General features: G+C 71.5%; 18 protein-coding genes. 7 read left to right on the plus strand and 11 right to left on the minus strand.

Going from position 1 to position 17,113, the window contains the following annotated elements; translation table 11 throughout:
- Positions 1-209: 209 nt before the first annotated feature.
- From O5O46_RS01720 to O5O46_RS01745, 7 genes are all read right to left on the minus strand, one after another.
- A complete protein-coding gene (locus O5O46_RS01720) occupies positions 210-1,868 on the minus strand; it encodes an ABC transporter ATP-binding protein (protein WP_269853374.1) in 1,659 nt (552 codons plus the stop codon).
- The gene (locus O5O46_RS01725; RefSeq protein ID WP_269853375.1) at positions 1,865-2,854 is read right to left on the minus strand and encodes an ABC transporter permease; all 990 of its coding nucleotides are present in this window, start codon (positions 2,852-2,854) and stop codon (positions 1,865-1,867) included. Before O5O46_RS01725 ends, O5O46_RS01720 begins: the two co-directional genes overlap by 4 nt.
- Entirely contained in the window at positions 2,851-3,921 is a 1,071-nt protein-coding gene (locus O5O46_RS01730) for an ABC transporter permease (RefSeq protein WP_269853376.1), read from the minus strand. The genes O5O46_RS01725 and O5O46_RS01730 overlap by 4 nt, the downstream gene beginning before the upstream one ends.
- A complete protein-coding gene (locus O5O46_RS01735; protein WP_269853377.1) occupies positions 3,918-5,627 on the minus strand; it encodes an ABC transporter substrate-binding protein in 1,710 nt (569 codons plus the stop codon). The genes O5O46_RS01730 and O5O46_RS01735 overlap by 4 nt, the downstream gene beginning before the upstream one ends.
- A 124-nt stretch (positions 5,628-5,751) precedes the next feature.
- Positions 5,752-5,844 carry an Ms4533A family Cys-rich leader peptide gene (locus O5O46_RS35280; protein WP_313880997.1) on the minus strand — a complete coding sequence of 31 codons (93 nt, stop codon included), beginning with the start codon at positions 5,842-5,844 and terminating at the stop codon, positions 5,752-5,754.
- 64 nt (positions 5,845-5,908) lie between these two features.
- Positions 5,909-6,853 (minus strand): DUF3152 domain-containing protein, encoded by a 945-nt coding sequence (locus O5O46_RS01740; protein ID WP_269853378.1) that lies wholly within the window; start codon positions 6,851-6,853, stop codon positions 5,909-5,911.
- Positions 6,854-6,861: 8 nt separating this feature from the next.
- The gene (locus tag O5O46_RS01745) at positions 6,862-7,848 is read right to left on the minus strand and encodes an alpha/beta fold hydrolase (RefSeq protein ID WP_269853379.1); all 987 of its coding nucleotides are present in this window, start codon (positions 7,846-7,848) and stop codon (positions 6,862-6,864) included.
- Between the two features lie 174 nt (positions 7,849-8,022).
- Here O5O46_RS01745 and O5O46_RS01750 point away from each other — a divergent pair, with 174 nt between their 5' ends.
- The 4 genes from O5O46_RS01750 (at position 8,023) to O5O46_RS01765 (ending at position 9,760) form a co-directional block, all read left to right on the plus strand.
- Positions 8,023-8,202 (plus strand): hypothetical protein, encoded by a 180-nt coding sequence (locus tag O5O46_RS01750; protein WP_269853380.1) that lies wholly within the window; start codon positions 8,023-8,025, stop codon positions 8,200-8,202.
- Between the two features lie 179 nt (positions 8,203-8,381).
- Positions 8,382-9,023 (plus strand): TetR/AcrR family transcriptional regulator, encoded by a 642-nt coding sequence (locus O5O46_RS01755; protein ID WP_255927554.1) that lies wholly within the window; start codon positions 8,382-8,384, stop codon positions 9,021-9,023.
- Between the two features lie 80 nt (positions 9,024-9,103).
- Positions 9,104-9,331 (plus strand): DUF3107 domain-containing protein, encoded by a 228-nt coding sequence (locus tag O5O46_RS01760; RefSeq protein ID WP_269853381.1) that lies wholly within the window; start codon positions 9,104-9,106, stop codon positions 9,329-9,331.
- A 156-nt stretch (positions 9,332-9,487) separates the two neighbouring features.
- The gene (locus O5O46_RS01765; RefSeq protein WP_269853382.1) at positions 9,488-9,760 is read left to right on the plus strand and encodes a hypothetical protein; all 273 of its coding nucleotides are present in this window, start codon (positions 9,488-9,490) and stop codon (positions 9,758-9,760) included.
- 14 nt (positions 9,761-9,774) lie between these two features.
- On the opposite strand, the gene O5O46_RS01770 is transcribed toward O5O46_RS01765, so the two are convergent.
- Positions 9,775-10,503, minus strand: a complete 729-nt coding sequence (locus O5O46_RS01770; RefSeq protein WP_269853383.1) for a ferritin-like fold-containing protein — start codon at positions 10,501-10,503, stop codon at positions 9,775-9,777.
- A 287-nt stretch (positions 10,504-10,790) separates the two neighbouring features.
- Between O5O46_RS01770 and O5O46_RS01775 the strand changes: the two genes are divergently transcribed.
- From O5O46_RS01775 to O5O46_RS01785, 3 genes are all read left to right on the plus strand, one after another.
- Complete coding sequence (locus O5O46_RS01775) at positions 10,791-13,325, plus strand: DEAD/DEAH box helicase (protein ID WP_443072347.1); 2,535 nt, start codon at positions 10,791-10,793, stop codon at positions 13,323-13,325.
- An 85-nt stretch (positions 13,326-13,410) separates the two neighbouring features.
- Complete coding sequence (locus tag O5O46_RS01780; protein ID WP_269853384.1) at positions 13,411-14,283, plus strand: alpha/beta fold hydrolase; 873 nt, start codon at positions 13,411-13,413, stop codon at positions 14,281-14,283.
- Positions 14,284-14,471: 188 nt separating this feature from the next.
- A complete protein-coding gene (locus O5O46_RS01785; protein WP_269853385.1) occupies positions 14,472-14,612 on the plus strand; it encodes a hypothetical protein in 141 nt (46 codons plus the stop codon).
- A gap of 87 nt (positions 14,613-14,699) precedes the next feature.
- Here the strand turns inward: O5O46_RS01785 and O5O46_RS01790 are convergent, their stop codons facing one another.
- The 3 genes from O5O46_RS01790 to O5O46_RS01800 all read right to left on the minus strand — a co-directional run bounded on the left by O5O46_RS01790 (position 14,700) and on the right by O5O46_RS01800 (position 17,045).
- On the minus strand, positions 14,700-15,308 hold the full coding sequence (locus O5O46_RS01790; RefSeq protein ID WP_269853386.1) for a MarC family protein: 609 nt from the start codon (positions 15,306-15,308) through the stop codon (positions 14,700-14,702).
- 105 nt (positions 15,309-15,413) lie between these two features.
- Entirely contained in the window at positions 15,414-16,271 is an 858-nt protein-coding gene (locus O5O46_RS01795) for a PHP domain-containing protein (RefSeq protein ID WP_269853387.1), read from the minus strand.
- A gap of 135 nt (positions 16,272-16,406) precedes the next feature.
- Positions 16,407-17,045 carry a DUF6758 family protein gene (locus O5O46_RS01800; protein ID WP_269853388.1) on the minus strand — a complete coding sequence of 213 codons (639 nt, stop codon included), beginning with the start codon at positions 17,043-17,045 and terminating at the stop codon, positions 16,407-16,409.
- Positions 17,046-17,113 lie beyond the last annotated feature (68 nt).

The raw sequence follows: 17,113 nt of genomic DNA on the forward strand, positions 1-17,113 counted from the left end.
CAAGACGACGGGATTGACGCTATGCCGACATGACGGTGGCGCGGCGGACGGTTGTCCGCCGCGCCACCGAAAGGGGTGAACGGCCGTAACTTTCCCCCCGCCCCACCGTTCCGCGCGCTAACGCGCGCCATGTGTGCGCGCACGCGTTCGGGGGGCCATCCGGGAGTCGCGACGGGTTCGACACCGCCGGACCGCGCCGGCGAACCGCCTTACCCCGGAACCACCGCCCGGCGGGCGTCCCTGCGGGCTGCCGCCTCCGTGGGGTCGAGGACCGGTACGGCGGACAGCAGGCCCTTGGTGTAGGGGTGCTGCGGCGAGTCGTACACCTCGTCGGCGGTGCCGTGCTCCACCACGGCACCGCTCCGCATGACCGCGACCCGGTCGCTCACCTGCCGTACGACGGCCAGGTCGTGGGCGATGAAGACCAGGGACAGGCCCAGATCGCGCTGCAACTGCCCCAGCAGCTCGACGACTTGCGCCTGCGTCGTCACATCGAGCGCGGAGACCGGCTCGTCGCAGACGATCAGCCGGGGTTCCGGGGCGAGGGCGCGAGCGATGCCGACCCGCTGCCGCTGACCGCCGGAGAACTCGTGCGGATAGCGGTGGTACCAGTCGGGGTCGAGCCCCACCCGCTCCAGCAGTTCGCCGACCCGCGCCCGGATACGCCGGTCGTCCAACTCCCCGGCGGCCCGCAGCGGATCCGCGATGGACTCTCCGATACTGCGGCGCGGATTGAGCGAGGATGCCGGGTCCTGGAACACCATCTGCAACTCGTGCCGCAGCGGACGCAACGCCTTCTCCCCCAGCGTCCCGATGTCCCTCCCCCGGTACCGCAGTTGACCCCCGGTGGGGTCAAGCAGCCGCACCAGCATTCGCCCGAGGGTGGTCTTGCCGGAACCCGACTCGCCGACCACGCCCAGCGTCTCGCCCGCCCGTACGGTGAGCGACACGCCGTCCACCGCGGCCACCGTGGCGCCGCGCCGCCCGAACTCCCGCCGCAGGTCGACCGCTTCGAGCAGAACGCCGTCATCCTCGGCGGTCGAACCGCCGCCGGGGTGGACGTGCACCGCAACCGGAGCGTCCACCCGCGGCACCGCCGCAAGCAGTTCCCGGGTGTACGTCTCACGCGGGGTGCCCAGGACCTCGGCGACCGGGCCGCGCTCCACCGCGCGGCCGTCCTTCATCACCAGGACCTGGTCCACGCTGCCCGCGACCACTCCCAGGTCATGGGTGACCAGCAGCAGTCCGGCACCGGTCTCGGCACGCAGTTCGTGCAGCAGGTCGAGGATCTGCGCCTGGACGGTGACGTCCAGCGCGGTCGTCGGCTCGTCGGCGATCAGCAGCCGCGGCTCGCAGGCCAGTGCCATGGCGATCAGCGCGCGCTGCCGCATGCCGCCGCTGAACTCGTGCGGCCGGGACCGCGCCCGGCGTGCCGCGTCCGGGATGCCGACCCGGTCCAGCACCTCGACGGCCCGGGCCCGCGCCGCCCGCCGGGTCACCTTGCGGTGCACCCGGTAGACCTCGGCGATCTGGTCGCCGACCGGGTGGTACGGGTCGAGCGCGGAGAGCGGGTCCTGGAAGACCATGGCGGCCAACCCACCGCGTACCCGGCGCAGTTCGGTGTCGTCGGCGTCGACCACGTCCACGCCCGCGACCCGCACCGAGCCGCGCACCCGGGCACCGGTGCCCCGGTGCAGCCCGAGCAGCCCGAAGGCCACCGTGCTCTTGCCGGAACCGGACTCTCCGACGATACCGAGCGCCTGCCCGGCCTCCAGGGTGAAGTCCAGTCCGTCCACGGCCCGTACGAAGGAGTCCGCGACCGGGAACTCGACGGTGAGGCCGCTGACTTCGACCAGATGCTCGCTCATGTCAGCACCACCCGTCGGTCGGCCGCCGCGTAGAGCACGTCCGCGACGGCGTTGGCGAGTACCACGCTGAATCCGGTGACCAGGGTCACCCCGACGACGACCGGCAGGTCGAGGATGTTGACCGACGAGACGATCAGCTTGCCGAGGCCCGGAAGTCCGAACAGCGTCTCGGTCAGCACCGCGCTGCCGAACATGGTGCCGAGGTCCAGCGCGGACAGCGCGATCACCGGAGCGAGCGCGCCGCGCAGCGCGTGCCGGGTGACCAGCCGCCGTTCGCTGACGCCGTACGCCCGGAAGGTCCTGATGTGGTCCTCGGCGAGGGTCTCCAGCATCGAGGAGCGGGTCAGCCGGGCGTACTTGGCGGACTCGAGCAGCGCCAGGGACGTCCACGGCAACAGCAGTCCCCAGAACCACTGTTGCGGATCCTGGCTGAGCCCCACATAGGTGGGGAACGGCAGCCACTGGAGGTAGGCGCAGAACAGCAGGAGCAGCAGCAGCCCGATGATGAACACCGGGACGGCCGTTCCGGCCAGTGTCAGCGAGGTCAGCAGGCGTTCGGTGAGACGTCCGCGGCGCAGTACCGACAGCAGTCCGCTGCCGATACCGAGCAGCAGCCAGATCACCATGGCGCCCAGCGCCAGCGACGCGGTCACCGGCAACCTGTTCAGGATCATGTCGGTGACCTGCTCGTTGGTGCGGTACGAGATCCCGAGACAGGGTGCGTCGCAGTGCAGCACTCCCGCGCCCGCGCTGAAGTCGCGTCCCGCGAACAGCCCCTTGAGGAAGTGCGCGTACTGCAGGTAGACCGGCTCGTCGAGCCCCAACTGGCCGCGCAGCTGGTGCACTTGTACCGGGCTGCACTTCAGGCCGCAGGCCAGCTGGGCCGGGTCTCCGGGCGCGACGTAGAAGACCGCGTAGATGACCGCGGTGAGCGCGAACAGTACGGCGACCATGCCGAGGAACCGGCGGGTCAGGTATCCGGTCATGCCTCCCCCCGGTTGTCCGCGTTCGCGCCCGCGCGGCGTACGGGTGCGGCCACCGTCGCCGCCTGCGGCCCGGTGGCCGCCCGTGCGTCGCTCACGTCCGCTCCCTTGGTACCGACCTTGATCCGGGAGGCCGCCCGCGGATCGAGCGCGGTGCGCACCGCGTCGCCGACGACGGTGAACGCCAGTGTGGTGGCGAACAGCATCAGCGCGGGCAGCAGCACGTAGGCGGGGTCGGCGCGGAACCAGGTGGTGGCGCTGGAGAGCATCTGCCCCCACGAGGAGGTGGGCGGCTTGACGCCCACGCCGAGGAAGGACAGTCCGGCCTCGCTGACCACGTTGGTCGGCAGCAGCAGGGCCGCGTAGGTGATGACCGGCGCGGCGATGGACGGCAGCAGTTCGCGGCGGGCGATCCGCCAGCGTGAGGAGCCGCCGAGCCGTGCGGCGGCCACGTAGTTGAGTTCCTTGAGGGTCAGGGTCTGCGCGCGCACCACGCGGGCGGTGCCGCCCCAACCCAGCAGTCCGATGACCAGCATCAGCAGTACCGGCCGCGGGAAGCCGGAGGGCACCACGGCCATCAGCGCGATGGCGAAGACCAGCGAGGGCAGTGCGAGCATCACGTCGGTGGTGCTGCTGAGCAGTTGGTCGAGGAAGCGGTTGCCGAGGCCCGCGGTGAGCCCGACGACAACGCCGATCAGCACCTGTACGACCGTCGATCCCACCGCGACCAGCAGCGATATCTGCGCCCCGTACACCAGCCGGGCGAACACGTCGCGGCCGGTGCCGGGCTCCACTCCGAGCCAGTGGTCGGCGCTGACGCCGCCGAACGAGCCGATGGGCACACCGCCGGACGCCGAGTTGACCAGGGTGTCGTGGTACGTGGTGGGGTCCTGGCCCTCGATGGCGGTGAGCAGCGGCGCGGTCAGCGCGATCACCACCAGGGCGGCGAGCACGATGGCGCCCGCGAGGGCGGCGCGCCGCGAGCGCAGTCGCCGCCATACCTGGGACGCCCCGGCGGCCGGGGAGACCTGGGCGGTCTCCCCGGCCAACAGGCCTGCGGTGCCGCTCACTTGACCGCGACCTGCGAGACGTCGAGCACACCGGTCCAGTCACTGATCACCACGTTGCGGATGTCCTTGCCGTACAGCCGCTTGTAGACCGGGTGGAACAGCGGGACGACCAGTGCCTGCCGGCCGATCCTCTGGTCCAGCGCGCCCCACTGCTTGGCGGCGGTGGCATGGTCGGTGATCTTGTTGATGGCGTCGATCTCGTCGTTCACCGAGGGGTCGTCGAGCTGGGCGCTGTTGAAGTTCGACCCGTTGGTGACGATCTGCCGGCCGTCGAAGATCGGCGCGAGGAACGGCCCGCCGGACGGCCAGTCGGCGCCCCAACCGCTGAGGAAGAAGCCGGGTTCGCTGCTGACCGAGGTGACGGCCTGCCGGTAGCCGCTCTGCTGGAGGGCGTTGAGTTTGACGGTGATCCCGGCCGCCTTGAGGCCGTCCTGGACGGCGGTGGCGATGTCCGGGCCGTACTGGTCCGCGTTGGAGCTGGAGTGGGTGAGGGTGACGGTCAGACCGTTGGGGTAACCGGCCTCCTTCAGCAGCTCCTTGGCCTTGGCCGGGTCACCGTTCGGCCCCGCCGGGAACGGGTCGTACGGCGTGTAGCCGAAAGTGGGCTGGTTGGGCAGGAACGTGGTGGCCGCCTCGGCGAGCGAGGAGCCGCCCGCGGCGTTGACGACCGAGGTGCGGTTGATGGCGTAGGCGATGGCCTCGCGCACCTTGGGGTTGTCGAACGGCTTCACCTTGGTGTTGAACGCCAGGTAGTTGGTGTAGCCGAAGTGCCCGGTGCCGACCCGGCCCGCCAGCTCCTTGTCATTGCCGATCTGGGCCAGCTCGGAGGGGCCGAGGTTGGTGTCGGTGGTCACGGCGGCGGCGTCCGCGCCGGAGCCGGTGGACAGCCGCTGGTTGATCACCGCGGGGTCGAGCCCGGACTGCACGTCGATGGTGTCGGGGTACGCCTTGCGCTGGTCGTCGGTCTTGGACGACCAGTACGGGTTGCGCTTGAGGACGAGGTGGGCGCCGTCGTTCTCGTTCTTGACGACCTCGTACGGTCCGGAGGAGATCGGGTGCTCGGCGTACTTCACCCCGGTGTCCTTGGCCTTGGGCACCGGCGCGAACTGGGTCGCGGTGGCCAGGTAGGGGAAGTCGCCCTCGGGCTTGTTCAGGTGGAAGACGATCGTCCTGGCGTCCGGCGTCTCGATCGAGTCCAGGCCCTTGGGGTCCTTGTACGGCCCCTGGTAGTTCTCCGCGCCGACCAGCCAGTCACGGAAGTACGGCGGGCCGCCGGAGAGTTCGGGGGCGAAGGAGCGCTCGATGCCGTACTTGATGTCGCCGGAGGTGATCGGCGAGCCGTCCTCGTACTTCAGCCCGTCCTTGAGGTGGTACGTCCACACCGTGGCGTCCTTGGACGGGGTACCGGTGTCGGTGGCCAGGTCGGGGACGACCTTGGTACCGGGGGCGCCGTTGACGCGGGCGCGGGTGGTGAGGGTGCGGAAGACCAGCGAGGGAACGTTTCCTCCACCGGAGGTGTACTCACGCGCCGGGTCGAACCTGTCCTGGGGGTCCTGGTTGAGGATGGTCAGCGTGCCGCCGCGGTGCGGTGCGGCGTCCGCTCCGGCGTCCCCGCTCTTGGGGCCGCATGCCGCGGCCCCTCCGGCCAGGGCCACGGTGACGGCCGCCGCGCCGATGCGGCGGGGTATGCGGGGACTTCTGGACATGGGAAATGGCCTCTCGCTGCCGGAGTTGGTGCATGCGGAACGCGGGCAGCGGCAAGGTCGGAACGGAACACGCACTGCGCCCGCGCGGGAATCGGCGTTCCCCGTGGATGGGGAACGGGCGGGGTCAACGACAGTGAATGTCGGACACGCAGTGCTCGGCCACGCCGATGAGCGCCAGCTTGATCGCGGCGCGCTCGGTGACATGGCTTCTGTGCATGCCCAGAAGACTGAAGTATTTCTTTGGGAATGTCAAAGCAAGGCTGATGGAAGCCCGGGATTCCTCAGTTCTCGGCGGGGAACGGCCATGGATTCGGTCGGCAGGTGCGGCCGTCCGTGCTGAGGAACTTGGTCTGCTGCATCATGACCGGCGCCAGTGCGCCCTGCTTGTCGCACTGCTCGTGGTTGTGGCCGAGCCGGTGCCCCACTTCGTGGTTGATCAGCATCTGCCGGTACATGTGCATCTTGTCGGGGCCGTAGGTGTCCGAGCCCTGTGCCCAGCGATAGGCGTTGATCATCACCCGGTCGGTGGCCGCGGAGTCACAGGAGACGTTCTCGTCCAAGGTGTCGAGTCCCGACTTGGCGCACCACTTCCCGGTGGTCACCGGACTCGCCAACGTGATCACGAAATCCGGTGTTCCGGAGGAGATCCGCTCGAAAGTCCGAGTGCCGCCGTGCCCCCAACTCCGGTCGTCATTAAGGGTTTTCTGTACCGCGTCGGCGAATAGCCGCCCGTCCAACGGCAACCCCTGCTCCACGTCCACCCGGTACCGCAGCACCTGACCCCGGCCCGGCGCCGGATCGTGCCCCGGCACCGCGTCGAAGCCGCCGCCCAGCGCGAGCTTGGCGTCCAGCGGGTACCGCAGCGCCATGGCCTGGTCGTAGCCGGGCGTCGGGGTGACCCGCTGGTCGGAACGGGACGCCGCGCCGCCGTCGGCCGGCTTCCGCCCGGCGCCGCCCGGCGCCGCGTCAGCCGCGTTGTGCGGGTGGCCGCCACCGGTGAACCGTACGGCGAGCACGACGGCCAGCACGGTGGCCAGGGCGGCGACTCCGGCGGCGACGCGGCGGTTCGGGTTCCGCCCGCGCCGAGTTGACGGCCCGTCGGGTCGGCTCGGCTGCCGGGGGCCGGGCACCCGGGGAGCGGTGGGGGCGCCGGTGTCCGGTGGCGACGCGGCGTTGGGTTCGGCGGCGCGCGCCGGGGCGCGGCCGGTCGCGCTATGGCGTCCCACGAGGGCGATCAGCTCCTGTTCAGGGGCGCGTCGTCCACCCGGTGGTCCTCCGCGAGCAGGTCGCGCAGGGCCCTGGCCACCAGCTGCGGGTGCTCCATCATCGACACATGGCCGCCGTCCGGGATGGCCAGCAGCCGGGAGTCACGGAACGCCTTCGCCGCCCGCGCGGCCATCCGGAACGACACCAGCTTGTCCCGCCCGCCGTACACCAGCAGCGTGGGCGCCAGCACCCGCTCCGCCTGCCGCCACAGCGAGTGCTGCCCGCCGAGGGTGTAGGCGTTCACCAGTCCGCGTGTGGAGCGCACCATGGCGTCCCAGAAGTAGGGCAGCGCCAGCCGCCGCTCGTACTCCCGCGCGTCTTCGGCGAACTCCTCGGCGCTGATGAGCGAGGGGTCCCCGTAGCACAGCGAGATCAGCGCGTGCGTGCGCCGCTGCGTCGACCAGTCCCGGGTGGCCCGCGCATACAGCCGGGGCAGGCCGGGCACCGAGGCCAGCGCGGTGGGCCAGGCGGAGCGCTGCGGTGGCAGTTCCGGCAGCGCCGGGGAGACCAGGGTGAGGGTGCGCACCAGGTCGGGGCGCAGCGCCGCGATCCGCGTGGCGATGGTGCCGCCCATCGAGTTGCCGACCAGATGGACCGGCCCGCGTCTTTCCGACTCCAGCAGGGCGACCACGGCCCGCGCGTGGCCGTTGATCGAGTAGTCGCCGTCGTCCGGCGGCGGTGAGAAGCCGAAGCCGGGCAGGTCGACGGCCTCGCCGTCCACCTCGTCCGCCAGCAGTTCCATCAGCGCGGACCAGTTCTGCGAGGAGCCGCCGAGCCCGTGCACGAACAGCACTGGCGCCCGTCCGTCGGTGCGCGGCGCCCGGGACCGCACGGTCAGCGACAGGCCCGGCAGCGAAACCGTCCGCAGCGTCTCGCCGTCCGCCGTCGCTCCCGCCACCGGGACGGTCGGGGCCGGATCGGCCACTGCGGCTTCGGTCGACTCGGTCGAGGACATGGAGCAATATTACGAGCTGATCACGCCGCCCCAGACGTGACGGGACGTGTGGCAGCCCTCACACCGCCGGTGAGCGCTCTTTGGCTCGCATGCCACGCTGCGCTCGTGGGCACCCTCTCCTACGCTCGTAGCTAGGCTCCTACACGAGGTCGGTCATCGGCCGAGGAGGGTGTCATGTCGGAAGAACAGCTCACTGCCGATCTGGAGGCCAACGAGGCGGACGCCGCCGAGCAGCGGCTGGACGTTCTGGAGGACGACGAGACGGCGGCCGAGCCGGTCCCCGACGAGGCCAACGAGGCGGACGCCGCGGAACAGCACCGCCCGGTTCCCCTGGACGAAGACGACTACCGCTGACAGACGCCCCAAAGCGGAGGGGGCCCGCGGGCTCCCGGTACGTACCAGGGGATGAGATTCTGCGTCCGCCCCAGGCGCAGTCCCGTTACCGAAAAGTACGATGTCCAGCGCATGCGCGATATGCAGCGCATGCCGGCACACACTTCGCAGGACGTCAGCGCGACTATTTGGGAGGCGGCGTGACAGCCATCGAGCAGACCGAGGCGCGCCCGCGCGGGACGCGCCTGCCGCGTCGCGCCCGACGCAACCAGTTGCTGGGTGCGGCCCAGGAGGTCTTCGTCGCACAGGGCTACCACGCGGCGGCGATGGACGACATCGCCGAGCGGGCCGGGGTCAGCAAGCCGGTGCTCTACCAGCACTTCCCGGGCAAGCTGGAGCTCTACCTGGCCCTGCTCGACCAGCACTGCGAGGCGCTGGTGCAGGCCGTACGGGCGGCGCTCGCCTCGACCACGGACAACAAGAAGCGCGTCGAGGCGACCATGCACGCCTACTTCGCCTACGTCGAGGACGAGGGCGGCGCCTTCCGGCTGGTCTTCGAGTCCGACCTGACCAACGAACCGGCGGTCCGGGAGCGGGTGGACAAGGTGGCGCTGGACTGCGCCGAGGCGATCAGCGAGGTGATCGCCGAGGACACCGGCCTGGCCAAGGAGCAGTCGATGCTGCTGGCGGTGGGCCTCGGCGGCGTCTCGCAGGTCGTCGCCCGCTACTGGCTGTCCAGCGGCAGCCCCATCCCGCGCGACCAGGCGGTGCAGTTGCTCACCTCGCTGGCCTGGCGCGGCATCGCCGGCTTCCCGCTGCACGGTGCCGAGGGCCAGCACTGACCACCCGTTCCGGGCAGTAATGTTGGCCGCGTACAGCGCGGTTTTGTCGCGCACACCGCCAGACCATCGGAGGGAAAGCCGTGGAGGTCAAGATCGGCGTGCAGAACGCGCCGCGCGAGATCCACATCGAGAGCACGCAGACTCCCGAGGAGATCGAGAAGGCCGTGGCCGCGGCCCTGTCCGGCACCGAGAAGCTGCTGGTGCTGACCGATGAGCAGGGCCGCAAGGTGCTGATTCCGGCCGACCGACTTGCCTACGTGGAGATCGGCGAGCCGTCGAAGCACCGGGTGGGCTTCGGCGCCCTCTGAGCACGCCCGCAGCCGACGTACGGCGGCCGACCCGGTGGGATGACCGGGTCGGCCGCCGTCCGTTTGGGCACCCCGCCGCCGTGGGTAGGACCGGAAGCGTCTGATTTACGACTGGTTACGACGTTGTGCCGGACGTAAGGGCCCACGGGAGGACTCATGGTCTGGGAAGCACTGGGCAGCGCGATCATCGGGCTGGGCGCGGCGTGGGCCGCCCTCCGGCTGTTCCCGCGCCGCTTCCCGTCCCGTGCCCTGACCCTGGTGACCGGCGTGGTGGCGGCGCTGCTCGGCGGCGTGATCACCCGCTTCGTCGTCGGCCCCGGCAATCCGGCGGTGACCCTGCTCGCCGCGCTCGGTGTGGGCGCCGCCATGCTCTCGCTGCTGGTCCGCGACCCTGGGCAGCGCCGATCAGCTGTGCCCAGGGCCGCTTGAGGGCCACCGCGCCGTCAGGACGCGAGCCCCAGCGCCGCCATTCGCTTGGTGTGCGCTTCGGTGATACGGGTGAACATCCGACCGACCTCGGCCAGATCGAATCCGTCGGCGACGCCGCCGACCAGCATGGTGGACAGCGCGTCCCGCTCCGCGACCACCCGCTGCGCCTGCGAGAGCGCCTCACCCATCAGGCGCCGCGCCCACAGCGCCAGTCGGCCGCCCACCCGGGGCTCGGCCTCGATGGCCGCCCGCACCTTCTCCACCGCGAAGGTGGCGTGCCCGGTGTCGTCCAGCACCGCCAGCACCAGGCCACGGGTGTCGGAGTCCAGGCGGGCGGCGACCTCACGGTAGAAGTCGCTGGCGATCGAGTCGCCCACGTACGCCTTGACCAGGCCCTCCAGCCAGTCCGAAGGCGCGGTCTGGCGGTGGAAGCCGTCCAGCGCGGCCGCGAACGGCTCCATCGCGCCGGTCGGGTCCTCACCGACCTCCGCGAGCCGGTTGCGCAGCCGCTCGAAGTGGCCGAACTCAGCCGACGCCATCTTCGCCAGCTCCGCCTTGTCCGCCAGGGTCGGCGCGAGCTTGGCGTCATCCGCCAGCCGCTCGAAGGCGGCCAGTTCGCCGTAGGCCAGCGCGCCCAGCAGGTCCACGACCGCGGCCCGGTACTGCGGGTCGGCGGCGGCGGTGTCCCAGTTCTGGGCGGCGATCCCGGTTGCGGTTGCGGTGCTCTCGTCAGGCGTCTCCATGGTGGGCACAATAGTCCGCCGACGGGGAGACGAAAGCCCCTGTCAGGCGCGTTCCAGCCGGGCCGCGCCGCCCGCACCCGCCCGGCGCGCCGAACATTTTCCCGAATCCAAACAAAACCCGTCCTCGGCGGCTGGGCGTTTCCGGGGTACAGTGATACAAGCCCGCCTAGTCTTCGCGGATTACGGCAGGCTTTCGCATGAATGCGGATGCCCGGTCGGTGGCCCGATCGGCTCCGAACCGACCGTCCTGCCCACCTCCCGGTGGGAGGGGCCCGCTCGCGGCACGTGTGAGGGCCGCGGTCCCGCGCTCCCGGCCGCCTACGGCCGTACGACACTCCGGCGCGGTCAGCATCCGGCAGACGGATGCTCGACCCCCCTCACAGCACAGTGCCGCGCTCATAGAAGAGGCAAGCATCCTGTCCACCACGACCTTCCGTGATCTGGGGATCCTCCCCGAAACCGCCGAGGCGCTCGAAGCCGTCGGCATCACCAATCCGTTCCCCATCCAGGAGATGACGCTCCCGGTCGCGCTGGCCGGAAACGACGTCATCGGCCAGGCCAAGACCGGTACCGGCAAGACGCTCGGGTTCGGCCTGCCGCTGCTGGAGCGGGTCACCGTCCCCGTTGACGTCGAGGCCGGGCGGGCCGCGCCCGAGGCGCTGACCGACAGCCCGCAGGCCCTGGTCGTCGTCCCCACCCGCGAACTGTGCACCCAGGTCACCAACGACCTGCTGACCGCCGGCAAGGTCCGCAACGTGCGGGTGCTGGCGATCTACGGCGGCCGGGCGTACGAGCCGCAGGTCGAGGCGCTGAAGAGCGGCGTCGACGTGGTCGTCGGCACCCCCGGCCGACTGCTTGACCTCGCGGGCCAGCGCAAGCTCGACCTGTCCGCGGTGCGCACCCTGGTGTTGGACGAGGCCGACGAGATGCTCGACCTCGGCTTCCTGCCGGATGTCGAGAAGATCATGGACATGCTTCCGAAGAAGCGGCAGACCATGCTGTTCTCGGCCACCATGCCGGGTCAGGTCATCTCGCTCGCCCGCCGCTACATGTCGCAGCCCACGCACATCCGCGCCACCGCGCCGGACGACGAGGGCGCGACCGTGGCCAACATCACCCAGCACGTGTTCCGTGCGCACTCGCTGGACAAGCCCGAGCTGGTCGCCCGGGTGCTGCAGGCAGAGGGCCGCGGTCTCGCGATGATCTTCTGCCGCACCAAGCGCACCGCCGCCGACATCGCCGAGCAGCTCGCCCGCCGCGGCTTCGCCTCCGGCGCGGTCCACGGCGACCTCGGCCAGGGCGCACGCGAGCAGGCGCTGCGGGCCTTCCGCAACGGCAAGGTCGACGTGCTGGTCTGCACGGACGTGGCGGCGCGCGGCATCGACGTCGACGGCGTCACGCACGTGATCAACTACCAGACGCCCGAGGACGAGAAAACGTACCTGCACCGCATCGGCCGCACCGGCCGCGCGGGGGCGTCCGGTACCGCGCTCACCCTGGTCGACTGGGACGACATCCCGCGCTGGCAGCTGATCAACAAGGCGCTCGACCTGTCCTTCCACGAGCCGCTGGAGACCTACTCCACCTCTCCGCACCTCTACGAGGCGCTGGGCATCCCGGAGGGTACGAAGGGCGTGCTGCCGCGCGCCGCGCGTACCCGGGCCGGTCTGGCCGCCGAGGAGATCGAGGACCTGGGCGAGACGGGTGGCCGCGGCCGTGGCCGCAAGTCCGCCCCCGCCGCCGAAACCGAGCGCCCGAAGCGCGAGCGCACCCCGCGCCAGCGCCGCCGCACTCGCAGCGGCGAGCCGGTCGTGGAGGCGGCGGAAGCGGCGGCCACGCAGGCCGCCGCTCCGGTTGCCGAGGAATCCGAGTCCCGTCCGGCCCCGCGCCGACGCCGCCGTACGCGTGGCGGCGGCGCCCTCGCGGCCACGCCGAAGGCCTCGGCCGCCGAGGTGGCGCCGAAGCCGGAGGAGGCCGCGTTGGCCGCGGTGCCCGCACCGGCCCTGGCCCCGGCCTCGGAGGAGGCGCCCCCGGCGCCGCGTCGCCGCCGCACCCGCAAGGCTGCGACCGCCGAGGTGGTGGCCGAGGAGACGGCTCCCGCCCCGCAGACGCCCGCCGAGGAGGCGCCCGCCCCGCAGACGCCCGCCGAGGAGGCGGCTCCCGCCCCGCGTCGCCGCACGCGCAAGGCAGCGGCCGCCAAGGTCGCGGACGCGGCGGAAGCTGTGGCCGAGGAGGCCGCCCCGGCACCGCGTCGCACCCGCAAGAAGGCCGTCGCCGAGGCGGTCGAGCAGGCTCCGGCTGAGGCGCCCGCGGCGGAGGCGGTGACCGAGGAGGCCGCTCCGGCGCCTCGCCGCCGCACCCGCAAGGCGGCGGCCGCCGAGGTGACGGAGGCAGTCGCCGAACAGGCCACCCCGGCACCCCGCCGCACCCGCAAGACAGCCGCCGCCAAGGCCGCCGAAACGGCCCCCGCCGAGGAAACCACCCCGGCAGCGCGCCGCACCCGCAAGGCCACCGCCAAGGCACCCACGGCGGAGGTAGCGACCGAGGAGGCCGCCCCGGCGCCTCGCCGCCGCACCCGCAAGGCGGCGGCCGCCGAGGTGACGGAGGCAGTCGCCGAACAGGCCACCCCGGCACCCCGCCGCACCCGCAAGACAGCCGCCGCCAAGGCCGCCGAAACGGCCCCCGCCGAGGAAACCACCCCGGCAGCGCGCCGCACCCGCAAGGCCACCGCCAAGGCACCCACGGCGGAGGCGGCGACCGAGGAGGCCACCCCGCGCCGCCGTACCCGGAAGGCCGCCGCCAAGGCGCCCGTGGAGGCGTGACGTTGGCACGACGGTGTGCCGGTTCCCGTGCGGGAACCGGCACACCTTTTTCCGTCCCGCCGCACCCGCCCCGTAGTCTCGCCGCATGAGTCGACCGCCTCTGCTTGAGCTGCCGCGATGCGTGCGCACGTACCATCTGCCGACCTCCCGTGGGTCGTTCGCCGTGTTGGACGCGGGGGACGCCCGGCGCGGCACGGCCCTTCTCGTGCCGGGGTTCACCGGTAGCAAGGAGGACTTCAACGGTCTGCTCGGGCCACTGGCCAAGGCGGGCTGGCGAGTTGTGGCCGTCGACGGCCGGGGCCAGTACGAGACCGGTGGCCCGCGCGACGAAAGCGCCTACACGCAGCGGGAGTTGGCGGCCGATGTGGTCGCGCAGGCCGAAGCGCTTGGCGCGGACCGGGTGCACCTGCTGGGACACTCGTTCGGCGGCCTGGTGAGCCGGGCCGCCGTACTCCTCAGCGGCGCCGGACCGTGGGCGTCGCTGACGCTGATGAGTTCGGGACCGGCCGCCATCGAGACCAGCCAGCAGCAGCGCACGAAGACGCTGCTGGACGCGCTCGCGGTGATGGACATGGAAAGCGTCTGGCAGGCCATGCGGGAACTGGACGTCCAGGAAGCCGGCCCGGCCGCCGACGCGTCGAGGCCCCGCGTCGAGCCGCCGGGGCTTGAGGAGTTCCTGCACCGGCGCTGGCTGTCGAACGTCCCCGAGCAGCTGATCGCCGCTGGCCGCCAGATGACCGCCGAGCCGGACCGGGTGGCCGAACTGGCGGCGGTCGAAGTGCCGAAACTGGTCGTCTCCGGTGAGGTGGACTACGCCTGGCCCGTCCCGTGGCTGGACGAGATGGCGGAGCGGCTGGGCGCCCGCCGTGAGGTGGTCGCGGGCGCCGAGCACTCCCCCAACGCCGAGCGGCCCGACGCGACCGCGGCCGTGCTCGACGCCTTCTGGGGCTCGGTCTGACCACGTCGGCAGTCCATCGTTAGCCGGTTAAAAAATTTCGTTAGCGTAGGGAATGTTTTCCTCGGTACATTCGTTGTACCCAGATGTAACGGGCACGACATCGTGGCGAAGCAGCCGCGAACTTCAATGAGGAGTGTCCGCCAGTCAGAACCCCGTGGTCGACGCGGGACGGACGAAAGGGAGAACTCATGCGCTTCGAGATCATGCGACTCGACGACGCCAACGGCTCGGCCGTGGACAGCACCGTGGTGGACGCCGCCTCCGTCAAGACGATCGTTCAGCAGGCGGCCGCCACCGGCCAGCGCCTCTACATCCGCCCCGCGGAGTAAGTCCGGACGAACGCGCAGCGCCCCGTACACCGTGGTACGGGGCGCTTTCGCATGAAGTGGCGGCGTCTCGGACTCCGCCGTGGTGCCTCAGCTTCCGCCGTGGATGAAGCCCATCACGCCGTTGGCCACCTGCTGCACCGCGATCGCCGAGAGCAGCATCCCGGACAGCCGGGTCACCAGCACCACGCCGCCGTCCTTGATCAGCCGGATGATCGCCAGCGAGTAGCGCATCGTCAGCCAGAGCACCAGGTGCATGGCGAGGATCGCCGCCCACACCGACATCTGCTGGCCCACACCGCTGGCGTGCTGCACGGCGAGGATCACCGTCACGATGGCGCCGGGCCCGGCGAGCAGCGGCATGCCCAGCGGCACGAGCGCCACGTTCACGTCCTTGGTCGCGGTCGGCTCGTCCGCCTTGCCGGTCAGCAGGTCCAGCGCGATGAGCAGCAGGAGCAGTCCACCGGAGATCCGCAGCGCGGGTACCGAGACGTGCAGGTAGTCGAGAATCTGCTGGCCGCAGACGGCGAAGACCGCGATCACGCCGAAGGCGACCAGTACGGCCTGGAGCGCCATCCGGCGCTGCACCTTGGCGGCGCGGCCACCGGTGAGGGCGATGAAGATCGGGGTGATGCCGGGCGGGTCCATGATCACGAACAGCGTGACGAATACCGACCCGAAGAGGGTGAGGTCGAACATGTTCAGTGGTGCTTTCCGCGGTCGGGGGCTGTGCGGCGGCGCGGCGGGGCGCGACGGGACGCTTCGGGTACGGGGGAAGGGAGGGCCGAGGTCAGGTAAGCGGCGCTAGATGGCGCTGATCGGAACTGCGCCGGTCGCCCGGCGGAAGATCTCCCGGTAGACCTCGGGGTCCGTGGTGTACTCGCCAAGGCGACAGGTCTTGCGGCTGCCGTGGTAGTCGCTCGACCCGGTGACCAGCAGACCCAGTTCACCGGCGAGGGCGCGCAGCCGGGCGCGAGCGGGCTCGTCGTGGTCCATGTGGTCGACTTCCAGACCGTCCAGACCGGCGGCGGCGAGTTCGGCCGTCACGCTCTCCGGCACGGTCTGGCCGCGCTTCGCGGCGGCCGGGTGCGCGAACACGGTGACCCCGCCCGCGCCCTTGACCAGGCGGACGGCGTCGAACGGATCGAGTTCGTGCTTCTCGACGTAGGCGCGTCCGCCGTTGGCCAGCCACTCGTCGGTGAAGGCGTCGGAGACGGTGGGCACGACGCCGAGTTCCACCATCGCGGTGGCCACGTGCGGCCGTCCCACCGCGCCGTCACCGGCGATCCGGGCGACCTGCTCCCAGGTCACCGGAACCCCGAGTTCGCGCAGCTTGGCGACCATGCCCTGGGCGCGCGGCACCCGGTCGTCACGGACCAGTTCGCGCTCGCGGGCCAGCTCGGGCTCGTCGGGGTCGAAGAGGTAGGCGAGCATGTGCATGCTGACGCCGCCGATCCGGCAGGACAGTTCGGCGCCGGTGACCAGGGTGAGGGGCTTGTCCAGCGCGCGTATCGCGGCCGTCGCCTCGGCGTGCCCGCCGACGGTGTCGTGGTCGGTGAGCGCGACGACGTCAAGACCGGCCGCCGCGGCGTTGTGCACCAGCTCGGTGGGGGTGTCCGTACCGTCTGAGGCGGTGGAGTGCGTGTGCAGGTCGATGCGCACGGCGCTGATCCTTCCACTGCCTCGGTACGGGGTGCGGTCGCAGCCGACTTCGGTCGGCCAGTACCGCCTTTGAAAGCCAAGGATAACGGCGATGGCAACCCGTAAATCCGAGGAGTCCACGCAGTGGGACGGAGCTCAGTCCAGCAGCCGTGGTGACAGCGCCCCGCAGGGCAGCAGGTCGATCTCCGCTCCCGCCTCCCGTAGGTCGGTCAGTATCAGCTCGTCGTACATCAACAGCCCGGACTGCTCCGGCCAGACGATCGCCCACAGCCACAGGCCGAACGCCTCGCCCGCGAAGACCGCCCGGTCGGCCGGGGCGTCCGCGACGTGCCACAGCGGCGTCGGGCGACCGGCGGCCAGCACCTTGGCGTGCGGCGGCTGGTCCACCGGCATACCCGGGCCGGGGTCGGGTCCGGGGATGCCCGCGTAACGGGCGCCCAGCCCGACCCCCAGTTCCTCCGCCACCAGCACCAGCTCCCCCGGGCCCCCGAGCGGCCCGGGCCCGGAGCAGGCGACGGCGGTGGCCCGGCCGCCGCTGCGGTCGTCCCCCGCGCAGGCGACTCCGGTGAACAGCCAGCCGACGGGCAGCGGCCAGGGCATCCACACCGGTACCCGCGCACGGCGCACCACGACACTGAGCGCCTCGACGCTCGGCGGCACGACAGGTTGCAGCGGGTGCACACTGCCGTGAACGTCACACTGCCATGAATCCGCGAAGAGGCCGGGCGCCCGCACCCGGCCCCCGCACTTTGGGCAACTGGGTTCGCCCCTCATAGCGCCCCACGGTCCTCTTCTTCTCGCCCTCGCGTCAAGGACGATCACCCGTCCGCAGCGAGTCACGG

The sequence above is a fragment of the Streptomyces sp. RPT161 genome, from assembly GCF_027533845.1.
Taxonomy (GTDB): Bacteria; Actinomycetota; Actinomycetes; order Streptomycetales; family Streptomycetaceae; genus Streptantibioticus_A; species Streptantibioticus_A silvisoli_A.